Annotated in this window: 11 protein-coding genes; 3 read left to right on the top strand and 8 right to left on the bottom strand. The window is 47.9% G+C overall.

All coding sequences use genetic code 11. The features are described from left to right. Nucleotides 1–27 precede the first annotated feature (27 nt). Nucleotides 28–2,673, bottom strand: a complete 2,646-nt coding sequence (locus JYB85_RS04470; RefSeq protein WP_207381229.1) for a TonB-dependent receptor — start codon at nt 2,671–2,673, stop codon at nt 28–30. Nucleotides 2,674–3,083: 410 nt separating this feature from the next. On the opposite strand from JYB85_RS04470, the gene JYB85_RS04465 reads away from it, so the two are divergent. Next, the gene (locus tag JYB85_RS04465) at nt 3,084–4,097 is read left to right on the top strand and encodes a LacI family DNA-binding transcriptional regulator (RefSeq protein ID WP_207381965.1); all 1,014 of its coding nucleotides are present in this window, start codon (nt 3,084–3,086) and stop codon (nt 4,095–4,097) included. Nucleotides 4,098–4,105: 8 nt separating this feature from the next. Here JYB85_RS04465 and JYB85_RS04460 read toward each other — a convergent pair whose 3' ends face one another. Both JYB85_RS04460 and glnB read right to left on the bottom strand, forming a co-directional pair. Then, entirely contained in the window at nt 4,106–5,395 is a 1,290-nt protein-coding gene (locus tag JYB85_RS04460; RefSeq protein ID WP_207381228.1) for an NAD(P)/FAD-dependent oxidoreductase, read from the bottom strand. 220 nt (nt 5,396–5,615) lie between these two features. Next, nucleotides 5,616–5,954, bottom strand: a complete 339-nt coding sequence (gene glnB / locus JYB85_RS04455) for a nitrogen regulatory protein P-II (protein ID WP_207322210.1) — start codon at nt 5,952–5,954, stop codon at nt 5,616–5,618. A 236-nt stretch (nt 5,955–6,190) separates the two neighbouring features. Between glnB and JYB85_RS04450 the strand changes: the two genes are divergently transcribed. Both JYB85_RS04450 and JYB85_RS04445 read left to right on the top strand, forming a co-directional pair. After that, a complete protein-coding gene (locus tag JYB85_RS04450) occupies nt 6,191–6,700 on the top strand; it encodes a GspH/FimT family pseudopilin (RefSeq protein WP_207381227.1) in 510 nt (169 codons plus the stop codon). A gap of 137 nt (nt 6,701–6,837) precedes the next feature. Next, a complete protein-coding gene (locus JYB85_RS04445; protein WP_207381226.1) occupies nt 6,838–7,323 on the top strand; it encodes a GspH/FimT family pseudopilin in 486 nt (161 codons plus the stop codon). A gap of 2 nt (nt 7,324–7,325) precedes the next feature. Here the strand turns inward: JYB85_RS04445 and JYB85_RS04440 are convergent, their stop codons facing one another. From JYB85_RS04440 to JYB85_RS04420, 5 genes are read right to left on the bottom strand one after another with little or no spacing between them, the layout of a single operon-like run. Then, nucleotides 7,326–7,631, bottom strand: coding sequence for a TapY2 family type IVa secretion system protein (locus JYB85_RS04440; protein ID WP_207381225.1), 306 nt, complete (start codon nt 7,629–7,631; stop codon nt 7,326–7,328). Continuing rightward, entirely contained in the window at nt 7,628–8,020 is a 393-nt protein-coding gene (locus JYB85_RS04435) for a type IV pilin protein (RefSeq protein WP_207381224.1), read from the bottom strand. The genes JYB85_RS04440 and JYB85_RS04435 overlap by 4 nt, the downstream gene beginning before the upstream one ends. A gap of 6 nt (nt 8,021–8,026) precedes the next feature. Then, a complete protein-coding gene (locus JYB85_RS04430; protein ID WP_207381223.1) occupies nt 8,027–11,554 on the bottom strand; it encodes a pilus assembly protein in 3,528 nt (1,175 codons plus the stop codon). Between the two features lie 2 nt (nt 11,555–11,556). Continuing rightward, complete coding sequence (locus JYB85_RS04425; RefSeq protein ID WP_207325598.1) at nt 11,557–11,988, bottom strand: pilus assembly PilX family protein; 432 nt, start codon at nt 11,986–11,988, stop codon at nt 11,557–11,559. Between the two features lie 10 nt (nt 11,989–11,998). Further along, a complete protein-coding gene (locus JYB85_RS04420) occupies nt 11,999–12,976 on the bottom strand; it encodes a PilW family protein (RefSeq protein ID WP_407695874.1) in 978 nt (325 codons plus the stop codon). Nucleotides 12,977–12,980: the final 4 nt, after the last annotated feature.

Here is a 12,980-nt window from a genome sequence, read left to right as displayed (position 1 = left end):
GACTGGGTTTTTTATTACACATTTATCTTAGAAGTTGAAGCTTGCGCCCAGCTTATAAGTGGTTTCGCCTTTGAACGACCAGGTTGGGTAGCCATCCTGCAGTGCAGGCTTAACGGCGGTACCCACACCGGCAGCACCGTACTGTACGTCATCTTCTGCAGTCAGGTTGATGAGCTCGAGACGCAGTGCGATGTTCTCGGTCACATTCCAACCCAGAGTCACGTCCAGAGTACCGAAGTCATCGTGCATGCGGTTACCGTAGTATTTACCGTATTCACGCACCATGTACTCACTGCGCCAGTTGTAGGCTGCACGGGCTGAGAAGGTATCATTTTCCCAGTAACCAATGAGGTTGGTGGTGTGCTTGGACGCTTCGGTGAATACGCCGATGTTATCGGTGTACACTTCTGCAGGGGCAGTACCATCGGTGAAGGTGTAGTTGGCATTGATACCAAAGCCGTTATCCCAGGCGTGGTTCAACTGCAGTTCGATACCATCAATGGAGCCACCACCAGCGTTCATGTAGCTGTCTACAATCCAGCTGTCCGCAGGCACTTCCAGGTCATTGTTGATTACGCCAATAGCCTTGATATCCGGGGCAGTTGCCACGATAAAGTTGCTGATATCCTTGATGAAGTAGGTAGCAGCAAACAGGTTGCCATCGCCATAGTAGTACTCGATGCTGACATCAGCCTGAGACGACTTCATTGGCTCCAGACCTGGGTTACCGTAGGTGATCTGCTCGTTGCCACGACGGTCATCCGGATAGCCAGAGGAAGTCGACAGGAACAGGTTGTCGTAGTTGGGACGGGTGATGGCCTGACCAGCAGCCAAACGCAGGATAAGGTCATCAGCCAGATCGAACGCCACGTTTATGCTTGGCAGTACATCGTGATAGCTGTCACTTACGCTTTGAACTTCTTCGCTCCAACCGGCGTTGATGCCCAGGTTGTCTGCCGGAGAGTTATCGATGACGTGGCCGCTTGAAGTCACGTCGGTTTGGATATAACGCAGACCGAAGTTACCACGGAAACCTTCACCCTCGAAGGAGAACATACCGTACAGAGACAGGTTTTCTTCATCGATTTTGCCGTAGGCAGGACGGCTGTAGACAAACTCATCAACTAGAGAAACGGTTGCGTCGATCATGGCATCCAGATTGGCCTTTGGAATGGTCCATTCGTCATAGCCCAGCTTCATGGTGCCGCTGTACAGATCGGTGCTGTTGAATACGTTTGGCAAGCTGCCATACACAGCACGGTACTCTTTCTTCTCGAAGGTGTGCTCGGTATAGCGAATACCGGTTTCAAACTTGTTGATAGCACCCAGATCCAGGTCAAAGTCCAGATCTACCTGTACGTAAGACTCTTCATCTGTGTTGGGGCCCTGTATACCGGTCCACTGGGAAGTGCCCACTGTGGTGTCCAGATTGTCGATACCAAAGCTCATGTCGCGGCCATTGATATCAATTTGCTTACCGGTGGCATCAACCACACCTGCCCACTTGATATCTTTGAATTTGTCGCCCCACCAGCCATAACCGAAGTTTGCACTCATCTGAGTACCACCTTCGGCCTTGGTCTTACCGGCTACAGCAGCGATAGCATAACCGTCACCATCGTACTCCATGTTCAGTTCGAAGGTGTCAGAAGTCATCTCACCCTTGCGCGCCCAGTTCTGGAAGAACACATCTGATGGGTCGCTCTCTGGCGTATCGCTGTATGTACACACGCCGGCATCGTTGAACTGCTGGCAGTGTGATTCACCTGCGCCCCAGTTGGTATCAGTGTTGATGTACATGTTGGCGCCGATGCTGTCTGCACCCAGTTTCAGCGACAGGATGTGAGCACCGAATTCCAGGTTATCGGTAGGACGATATTGCAAAGTGGCATCCAGCGCGGTGCGCTCCTGGCTTTGCAGGAAGCTTGATGGCTGAATTGACGAACGACCACCCCAGTCAAGGTCAGCCTCGGTACCAACACGCAGATATTCACGGTCTACGTATGCACCGGAAACCAGAATACCGAAGGTTTCAGCTTCGTTCTTCCAGCTGTAGAGGCCTGAAACTTCAGGGGCCCACTCTTCATTGATTGAACCGTATTCACCTTTTACAGAGCCAAAAATGGAGTTGGCGTCCATATCCAGTGGCTTGCGGGTTTTAACGATTACAGTACCACCGATACCACCTTCAACGAGGTTGGCCTGGGTGGTCTTGTACACTTCCATACCACCAATCAGTTCAGCGGGCAGCATAGAGTAGTTGAATGAACGGTCGATGTTCATCTGATCGTACCAACCGGTCGAGGCCACGTTTTGACCATTAAGGGTGGTAAGCGTCATCAGAGGATCTGTACCGCGGATAGATACTGAGCTGCCCTGACCAAAAGTACGACCTACGGTCACACCGGGTACACGGCCAAGTGCTTGACCTACATCGGAATCAGGAAGTTTACCAATGTCTTCAGCAGTCACAGCATCAACGACGGCGTTGGAAAAACGCTTTTCGTTGATGTTAGCTTTGTTGGACGCGCGGATACCGCGCACTTCAATCTTTTCAATATTTGCGGTATCAACCGCCGCTTCGGCAGCAACTGCGCCAACAGATACCGCGCCGCTGAGCAGGATCGCAATATTGGTGGCTAGGGTACTCTTCTTAAAGCTAGATGGTCGCATCTCGTTTCCCTTCCATACTTGTTATCGTTTTTGGTATCCACAACCATTCCCATAGGAATGACAACGCTGTCATGTCTAGTGCAAACATTACACAATAATTAACAGTCTTGCCACAACAAAATGACCTGTTTCTGCAAAATGTCAGCATCGGGAACAAAAAACCAGATATAGATGACGGTGATTATCCTTACTTAACAGCAAGTTAAAATAGGAAGTTATTGCTTGAACAAATTTCAACCTCTCCCTACCCAGCAGTTCATGGAAGGCGGCTGCAATTCAGCATTGCCAATCCCCTGAAAAGCCCGCACTATTAGCTGAATTTATTTCAATACCTCAGAATCGCAGCAACCATGCTGAAAAGCCCCCATTGGGGCGGTAATTTGGCAGCGATACTCAAGAGTTCGGATCCCATGAAAGTCACTATCAATGATGTAGCCAAGTATGCGGGTGTCTCTATCAAGACAGTTTCCCGGGTGACCAACAATGAGCCATCGGTAAAGCAAGAAACCATAGACAAGGTTAATGAGGCTATTAAGGCATTGAATTATCAGCCTAACCTTGCGGCCAGAAACCTTGCGGGCACCAAGTCATACGTCATAGGTTTTATCTATGATAATCCCAATGCTTACTACATTATCGACATGCAAAACGGGATATTGTCAGCCTGTCGGGATCGCGGTTATGAACTGCTTATCCATCCCTGCAACGCCAAATCAGAATCGATTTGTGAAGAACTGACAGCGCTGGTCAAGCATAGCCGCCTGGCGGGACTCGTACTCACGCCGCCGCTGTCAGAGGATCCCAGGTTGTTGCAGGCACTGGATGATATGGATGCCAACTATGTACGCATCATAGCGGGTTCGGGGGCTGAGGGTGCCAGGGGATTAACCGTACTGGTTGATGACCGCCACGGTGCAGTGGAAATTACCGAACATCTGATCAAACTCGGCCATAAGAAAATCGCCTTTATCAGTGGTGATCAACACCACGAATCCACCAAGGAACGCTTTACCGGATTCGAACAGGCCATGAAACGGGCCAAACTCAGACTGGAAAACGATTACATCATTGAAGGCAACTATTCCTTCGAATCCGGGGTTGCAGGTGCCAAACAACTACTGGCAATGGAGAACAGGCCGACGGCCATAGTGGCTTGTAACGATGAGATAGCCGCTGGAGCACTGTTTGCGGCCAGATTGGCAGGCGTGGACATTCCGGCGGAACTGTCCATTGTCGGCTTTGAGGACAGCCCCTTCTCCAGGCAAACCTGGCCCAAGCTAACCACAGTCCATCAACCCAATCAACGCATAGCCCAGATGGCCACTGAGCTACTTATCGACAACAGACGCGAGCAACAACAGCTGGCTCCGCGGGTGTTTACCCCGGAACCCGTTGTGCGAGACTCCTCCGCCAAGCCGGCATGACGCCCACCTCAGTGGAGTTTGAGTTTGGGCCTTTGCCAGCGAAGCAGCTTTTGCGCCAAACGGTACACCAGGGCAGAAAACCAGCCAAACAGGCTGGCCAGATGCCTCTGATACAGAGAGTTATACATAAATCGGGCAATGTGACCCTCGATAAAAAAGTCGCCTGAACGTAAATTTCCCATCAGGTTACCCACGGCGGAAAAACGACTCAGAGACACCAGGGAGCCGTAATCCCGATAGTGGAACGGCTTTTCGGCGCCATCCTTTAGTCTGGTCAGGATGTTCTGGTACAGGGTCGCAGCCATTTGTGACGCCGCCTGGGCCCGGGGCGGAACCGGTTGGCCATTGTCCATAATGAGGGACGCGCAATCACCTATGGCATAGATGTCGTTGTGGCCCTTTACCCGCATGCAGGCATCCACCTCAACCTGATTTCTGCCATTGATTGGCAATTTGGTCAGATCTGCAAATACCTTCGGCCCCTTTATCCCAGCCGCCCAAACCTTCAGGTCGGCCTTTATCAGGGTGCCATCCTGGGTAACGAAGCCGCTATGGGTCACTTCCTTCACCTGCACCCCCAGGTGCAATCTGACACCGATACGATCCAATACCGCCTGGGCTCGACCGCTGACCTTATCGGGCAATTGGGGCAAAATTTTGGGCGCAGCTTCTATTAAATGAATATCAAGATGGTGCTTGGATATATTCTGATAACCGTATTCCCGCACAGACTCAATGACATGATGTAACTCCGCGGATAATTCAACCCCTGTGGCGCCGGCACCGACAATGCCTATGCTGAGACGTTGGTGCGAATCATTCAACAGCATCAGGCCATCAAGCAGGCGACGATGGAACAGCTCGGCACTGTTGAGGCTATCAAGAAAGATGCAATGTTTTTCGGCGCCCGGGGTATTAAAGCTGTTGGAAATCCCGCCAACAGCGAGCACCAGAAGGTCATATTGCAAGGTGCGGGGAGGTAACAGCAATTCATTTTGCTCGTTGTACATGGCTGCCAATTGGATGGTCTTGGCATCGGGATCGCATTGCTCCAGCTCACCCCTTTGGTATCGGTAACCATTCTTCAGACCGTGATCTCGATAGAACACCCCTTCTACCGACTGATCGATAACACCAACCGCCAACTCATGCAGCTTGGGTTTCCAAATGTGGATTGGATTGCGGTCAATCAGGCAAATATCGGCTTCGCCTTTCAACCCCAAACTTCTTCCCAACTTCGCCGCCAGTGCCAAACCACCCGCACCGCCTCCGACAATGACAATCCGTTTGCTTGTCATTCTAATCCACCTGTTACAACGGCTGAAAGATGTCCCTCTTTATACCACGACTTGCTTATAAAACAACTGCTTCTACAAGCCCAAAACAGGGAGCACCACCACAGATGGCAGTTAGGGCAACATAAAACACCAAAGCATATCAACCTGACAAAACAAACCCCCAAAGCAATTGAGTTTTGCCTTGGGGTTAAAGCATAAAACGTCGAATTAAAAAACCTAGCTACACGGCTTCTTCGTTTTCTTCACCGGTGCGGATACGTATCACCCTTTCAATATCGGTCACGAATATCTTTCCGTCACCAATCTTACCTGTGCGGGCCGTTTCAACAATCACGTCAATGGCCTGGTCGAGCAACTCGTCTTGTATGACCAACTCAATCTTCACCTTTGGCAAAAAGTCGACCATGTACTCTGCACCACGGTACAACTCAGTGTGTCCTTTCTGACGGCCAAAACCTTTTACTTCGGAAACCGTCATACCGGTAATGCCAATTTCCGCCAAAGACTCCCTGACATCGTCCAATTTGAAGGGCTTGATAATGGCTTCGACCTTTTTCATTAATTTGCTCCTGAGACTCACACTGGATTGCGCTGATAACGCTAGCTTAACATGCCAGCCGTCACCGGCAGAAGTCCAAAGCCAAGCTATTCGTCCTTTAACTCAAACACTCTGTTATTGGTAAAGTCTTTCTTAGCCGGAAAATCTCTAAAAACCCCAAAGCAAACTGCTTGGCGAACGCTACAATTAAAACTCAAATTGGCTGCACCGCAGCGACTTTTTCAAGGATGAAGAAGATGAACACACGTCAAGGATTCACCTTGGTGGAACTGATGGTCACCCTGGCCATTCTGGTCATACTGCTGGCCACCACAGCCCCAAGTCTTACAGAGCTTTACCAGGCATACCGTGCAAACGCCGCGATAAGCAAGTTGCAACAGGGATTAAAGCTCGCCAGAAATCAGGCTATCAGTTATGGCGCCAGGGTCACCTTATGCCCGCTGGAAAACAATGTCTGTGGCAATGATTGGAACAAGAATCTGACCATATTCACCGATGGCGGCAACCTTAACGAACTGGACGGCAATGACAAAATACTGATGCGTTTGGATGACGCCGACAAAAATGACATCATAGAGTTTAACCGCCCTTCGGTGCGCTACCTTCCCGATGGTTTGGCATCGGCAAGCAATGGTACCCTGAAATACTGCCCTGACTATGCCACCAGTCCGTATTCCAAAGCCTTGGTCATCAACAATGCCGGCAAAGTCAGATTAAGCAAAACGACGGTAAGTTGCAGCCATTAAGGGGGCGAGACTGGTTAACTATTGCGCCAAAATATCCTTCTCTGACAATTAATTGGCACACCCTTAGCTTAAATTTGATGCTGAATTATTGCCAAGCCTGACTTATACTGATGGGGTTACTTTTCAGGGGATAGGTCATGCAAAAATATACATCGGGGTTAACGCTTATCGAACTGATGGTGACTTTGGTTGTAGCGATCACATTAGTGGTAGTAGGTGTGCCGTCTATGATGGATATGTATCAAGCCTACAGAGCCCAAAGTGAAATTTCACGAATTCAGGATACTCTCAGATTCGCCCGAAATCAGGCTGTAAGCTATGGCACAAATGTCACAGTATGCCCATATAAGGCAGGTGGATGCGGGGCCAGTTGGTCAGATGGACTAAGAGTTTATCTGGTTGATGCAGGGGGGAATCAACAAGAGCTCAGAGTTGTTGAAGGTATAAATAGCGACGATACGATAAAGGCGACAGGAAATGTCACCTTTACTGCTGACGGATTAGCTTCATCTGCCTCAACATTTGTCTACTGTCCTGCTGGTGAGGTAGATTACTCCAGAAGCACCACAGTTTCGGTTACGGGCATTATCAAATCAGGAGCTGATGGCCTGAGTTGCCAGTAACATTAACGAAGTGTTTTACTGTCAAGCTCCTGCGCCTTTGCGCTGGTAAACTTTTCTGACAGCAAAACACACTCAACCATATCTTTTATATAGAACTTCTTCCCTTTTTTGTCCGTCAGTTGGCTTCCTGATAAGGCTTTCATTTTGACCTCAACCTTGCTGGATTGCCAACTATAGAACACGACCCTGTCCTGACCGGATGTTTTTACGTAGCATTTGTAATCCTGATAAGCTTCTCCATCAGCAAAGGCTACCGGCGATAAAATCAACGATGTACCCACTATCATTCTCAGGCTGAAGTTATTCATTTCCAACATGCCTCCTTGGGCCCCTTAACACCTGTATCTGTAATGGTAATTGTTGTACATTCAGCATCCCTGCTTGCCTGGATGCCTTTTGGCGTTGCAGTTAAGGTAAAACTGCCTGTGCCAACAGAATCAATACTGTAATAACCATGCTGGGTAATAAATGGATCGGCATTCAATCCCAGCTTTGTCATATCCTCTGCGTACTCGCGATTATCCAAATAATATTGTTCCTGCAAATTGGCTATACGCATCAAGGCTTCCTGTCCTTCAGAACGCCCCCCCCGTGTTAAAAAATCTTTATAAGACGGATAGGCAAAAGCAGCAATGATGCCGATGATCACGATAGTGATCATCAGTTCTATCAGGGTAAATCCGCGCAACTCTCTCATGGTTTATCACTCGTCCACATGGTAGTAAATTTTATTGGCTCCCAGGCCTTCACCCACTTTTTCCAGATCCGATTGTTCCGAAGGAGGCTCGGTTGGAGGCATAGTCGTCTGATCACAATCAGCCCCAGTACAAACAATAATATACACACCATCCTCAGTGGCTATAGGCTGAGGAGAGTCAGGTAATCTCTCACCTATCTCAATATACGCTTGAGTTCTCGTTGCCTTATGTAAGTCAAAAACATACAGGCGACCACTTCCCGATGAACTACAAACCGTATCCGAAACAGCAATACTTGGCGGCACATAAGTAGTGAAATATACCTTGCCGTTGAATATCAGAGCTGCTGAGAGCGACTTTTCGCCAACGGCTGTAAAATCATAGTACCAGCCCAGCTTATTACTGAATGCCAATTCCTCAGCTTCGGTATCTATGCCGCTGGAAGTGACATCGTACAAAGCGTCTAATGTAATCGCCTGCGGTATTGGATTCGTTGTGCCATCAAATGACCTGGTGACTACATTCCTATCCTGAAGGGTGAAAAACATATCGTTGGTTGTTGTATCCGAGGCAGGTCTTGTTCTGTCTCCGGAACCAACGACAACCGCATCATAAGGAATATTCTGATAACTTTGTGTCGTGGTGGTAGTCCCGCCTTCTGTAGTGGTAGTCACTGACAGGTTCGTGAATACCGTTTGAGCTATGGCGGCTTCAGCAAAAAAGTTTCTATTGGTGGAATCAGTGCTCCCCCCCAAATCTGCAAATTTGAATGCAGTCCAAGTACTTTTATCAGCACCAGGCATATCTATGCGCCATACATTGGCACCAAGATCGGTTGCATAAATGCGATCCGATACGCCATCGTTGTTGCTGTCCAAAACAGCCACAGCATTGGGAATGCTATCAGCCAATCCTGAAATCACTGTGTCACCAGTCGCTCCGAAGGTGTGGAGTAATGCTCCGGTTTCAGCATCGACTACATATATTGATCGACCAAGTGGATCCGTTGAGGGGCTTGAGTCATAACTAATGTCATAACCACCACCTATGATGAGCACTGGCTTGGAATATCCAGGGATCGTTGTCACAACCGGCTCGGACCAAGTCTGCCCTAAATCACTAAATCCACTGGTTTGATTTGAAATCCTCCACATAAACTTAGGATCATCCGGATTCGTGATATCCAGTGCATAATAGGAATATCCACCACGACGCATTCCCAGGAATACCCAAGCTTTCTCCAAACCATTACTTCCGGTTTTAGTATAGGAAACCGGCGACAAATCCATGCCATAAATGATATGGCCACCGGTTTCGTCATTTTTTCTCAGCCTGGGGACATTTGGCAAAAGCTCGTAAGGCATAAAGGCCCAGCTCTCTTCTACCGAGGTATCCATATCCTTGAACATATGGACCAAACCTTGGTTGGTACCCAAGATAATCCTGATATCGGGATTCCCTTCAGAACCAAAGTTAATGGCCAGCGGCTTTGAATGCAGTGGGTCCCCCATCACATCAGACCTTATTTCCGTCAGATTGCCGTTGTGGTTATCGTCATCCACATCCTTTCCGCTTAACCATTCTATTGTGCTGGCTAAGGAAATCTCATCCTGTTTCATGTAGGTTGCCAAGGCCGTCAAGTCACCAGCGGCCAACGACAGCGACGCCAAAGACATGGGAGTGATACCGCTTGGGCCATTGAAAAGCAGCTTTCTACTCGCGCCAGCTCTGAGCACTTCCGCAACACCACCTTCCTGCACTTTGTTGGCATCTTTTGAATACAGACACTTAGACCAATAGGTACATGCCAATTCGGAGATATTATTGTCGGCATTAAGTCCTGTAGTACCAAATTTATCTAGAATATCTCCACCATCGGTAACCTTGAGCTTTTTGAGATTACCACTCCAACGAGGCCCTTTACCGGGTAAAAACATGGCGAAGTATGCGGCATTGAAGGATTGAGTCCGGTCGAAGTTATTACTCGCAATACTTGGAGACGTGAAACTGGAGTCAATAGCGAGAATAGAAGTAAGGGCCTGATCCAACGCATTCTGGAGATCGATACCACTGGTCGCAGAAATATAATTACCACCACCTCTTTTAGCTGTCTCTTTCAGAAGCGGGGCGGCATCCTCAGCGCCCTTACTAAAACCGATGGTAAAAGTAACAACATTTTGCTTTTGATCGACACCATCAGCATCTAATTTATGCACTATATCATTCTGATACATGTAGCTTGCCAAAGCAGGCAGATAACTTTCAGTGGCTAAGCCTTCGCTGAAAGGGGAATAATCGCCATCACTGCTTCCGGTCGCGGTTAACGTTTTTACATTGCTATCAGCAAAGCTATCTACCGTTGGTACCCCATCTGTTATATAAATAACATAAGCAATATCGGGGCAAACCTTAAAAGGCGAGATATAGTAACCATCTTTTTCTATGCTGGTATCATAACTGGGATTATTGCCAACATATTTGTCTCCTCTAGTAAAATTGTAATCACTGTCTTTGTGACCAAAGGTTACGGCACCACCGGAGAAGTACTTATAAGCCTCAAACAATGTTTCACATAAAGGTGTATTGGTTTCAGCAGGTAGTTGGTCAATCGTAGATAACAAATTGGACTTATTACTACTCGCCATCTGCCTGATACCAGAAACTATTCGGCCTCCATCACGTTCACCTTCTTTTTCATAATTCATGTTAAATACAGCTAAACCAAAGTCCACCGAGGTATTGGTATTGATAAAACTGGTAATGGAGTCTTTTGCTATATCAAGTCTGGTCTTCGGAACTACCGGCAATTCTCCCCTTTGAACCAAGGTGTACCAACGTAAATAATTGTCCGTAAAAAGAGTTACTGCCTTACCTGTGCCAAAATAGGTATTTTTTGCCGCAGCAATTGCATCGCTCCATGCCGTGCTCGAAGGATCCAAAACATAATTATACGCTACGGCATTATTCGATACTTTCTTGCCATCAACAGGAAAACCGTCATTTACACCTGGGGCATTTTTACTGTCTTCAGCCTCGATATCTTCCCAACAGTCCAGTATTTCAATGTTTGCGCCATTATTATCGGGAATTTCTTCCCAGGTACCGGTTTTCCCTTTTGTAACATATTCACGCAGGTAACCGGTAAAACGCCCATACTTTGCCAACGCTTCCCAGCTTACGTGGCAACCATTGGTTGCCATTAAAAAACGACGTGCTTCGGAGGGACTGTCCGGCGTGGGCAATGCTGTGTTATCCAAACCGCCCTTGGTGTAGTAAACCATGCGCTCCTGGAACGAATTGGCGCCTCCGACCGCTTCGTATGGAGGATCCCTATCGGGATCATAAGCACTGGCATTATCCTCTTCCAAGGTCGCCATGCTTCCAGAGTTATCAAATATGATTAGAACCTTAGGTCTGGCTCCTGTACGACTTGATGACTCAAATACGTATAGCTCTGTATCATCAGCAAAAGTGCCACTGGATATACCAACCATGGTGAATAAGGCAAAACATGCCAAACGTTTGATAATCATGATTAACTCCCAGTCAACACTTCTTGTTCAATACCAGCAACAACCGTCAGTTGCCCAAGGTTATTACGTCCATACTGTATCGTGCTTGAGACTTCGGCACGTCGACAACTTATCAGGTTAGCAGAGTTCGCCTTGGTGCTTCTTTGGCAACTGACATCCCCCAAAGGTACGGGAACGATAGTTGAACTCACATTCAACGTGCCATCTGCCACAGTCACAGCAGCATTAAGATTTGCCAGGACAGCCCCTTGCTGTGTGTTAATCGAGCGGTCCTGAGCTCCTTGAGCCGCCACCAGCGCCTCGACCCTTTCAGCACCTGCGCCGGACATTCTAAGCGATTGTCCGGAATTAACCGCCAGAGCCACACCAATAACGGTCATAATAATCAGCACTATCAAGGAGAAGAACAATACAATACCTTTCTGCTTTCTCATCTGAGTGTCCCTAATTTCTTATCAACACAGGATTTTCCAGCACAATAGTGGTGGATACGACTTTACGTCTGAAATGATCGTTAGTCGCGGCTATTGTCTTATCACCCAAGGTATAAGTCACATCATTGGTATAGCTGTCATCTTCTTCGGTCGACCTCACCAATAAAAATATCCGCAGTGAAACCAAACGCTGGAACAATGCATTATCCCACATCAATGTAGTGACATTCTGCACAGGCATATAACTGTCAGCGGCATCATCTCCATCATTATCAAAACCGTACATAATGCGCATGTTTTCAATGCCTTCCACCAACTGTTCATCATTGCCAAGTCCAGTTGCAGATAGCGTTTTTCGCCGTAGCTCAGGTATGCCCTCAGCATTGTCGGCGATAAAATAAATATGATGCTGATACTCCCAGTAACGGCCGCTGGCCAACACTGGCGGCGCCCCAGTCCCTTGAAAGATAATTGCCTCATTTGATGTGGTCGCCATGTAAAAGCGCCCTGCATCCGAAGGATTCACTACGCTGGGGCCAATCAAACGCTTAATCTGAATGACATCTGTCCTCGCCTTAACACCATTCAGGCAGGCCAACGAATTGGCACTGACTCCATTTTCATAGCCCCATAACTTACGGAAATGAGCGGATATATTCCCGGGAAATGTAGCGTTATTAGCACCGGCACCAACACAATCATTAAAAACAGCGGGAGGAACCCCCACCAGGGTGGTATTACTGCCAACAATTAAATCAGTCCCTGTTATATCCCCCATAAATCCCAACTGGCTGATATCTCTTTCCATTAACGCAAGTGCAATGCGGCCATTCTCCTGCAATTGCCCGAGTTGACTGGTAGTGGTGACATTTGTCTGAGACATGGAAAACATAGTGAACAATCCCAGCGCCAAAAAAAGGCTTATCACCGATGCCACCATCAGTTCAACCAAGGAAAAGCCTCTATGGGTATCCATCATCAAATTCATCGTG

Source organism: Shewanella sedimentimangrovi (assembly GCF_017354965.1).
Classification (GTDB): domain Bacteria; phylum Pseudomonadota; class Gammaproteobacteria; order Enterobacterales; family Shewanellaceae; genus Shewanella; species Shewanella cyperi.
The sequence above is the reverse complement of the archived record's forward strand: the minus strand, read 5'-3'. Positions and strand labels throughout refer to the sequence as shown.

Bases quoted from the DNA above. Each gene is read 5' to 3' on its own strand.
- JYB85_RS04435 (WP_207381224.1), bottom strand. From the start codon at position 8,020: ATGAGAGAGTTGCGCGGATTTACCCTGATAGAACTGATGATCACTATC.
- JYB85_RS04425 (WP_207325598.1), bottom strand. From the start codon at position 11,988: ATGAGAAAGCAGAAAGGTATTGTATTGTTCTTCTCCTTGATAGTGCTG.
- JYB85_RS04470 (WP_207381229.1), bottom strand. From the start codon at position 2,673: ATGCGACCATCTAGCTTTAAGAAGAGTACCCTAGCCACCAATATTGCG.
- JYB85_RS04460 (WP_207381228.1), bottom strand. From the start codon at position 5,395: ATGACAAGCAAACGGATTGTCATTGTCGGAGGCGGTGCGGGTGGTTTG.
- JYB85_RS04420 (WP_407695874.1), bottom strand. From the start codon at position 12,976: ATGAATTTGATGATGGATACCCATAGAGGCTTTTCCTTGGTTGAACTG.
- JYB85_RS04430 (WP_207381223.1), bottom strand. From the start codon at position 11,554: ATGATTATCAAACGTTTGGCATGTTTTGCCTTATTCACCATGGTTGGT.
- glnB (WP_207322210.1), bottom strand. From the start codon at position 5,954: ATGAAAAAGGTCGAAGCCATTATCAAGCCCTTCAAATTGGACGATGTC.
- JYB85_RS04440 (WP_207381225.1), bottom strand. From the start codon at position 7,631: ATGAATAACTTCAGCCTGAGAATGATAGTGGGTACATCGTTGATTTTA.
- JYB85_RS04445 (WP_207381226.1), top strand. From the start codon at position 6,838: ATGCAAAAATATACATCGGGGTTAACGCTTATCGAACTGATGGTGACT.
- JYB85_RS04465 (WP_207381965.1), top strand. From the start codon at position 3,084: ATGAAAGTCACTATCAATGATGTAGCCAAGTATGCGGGTGTCTCTATC.
- JYB85_RS04450 (WP_207381227.1), top strand. From the start codon at position 6,191: ATGAACACACGTCAAGGATTCACCTTGGTGGAACTGATGGTCACCCTG.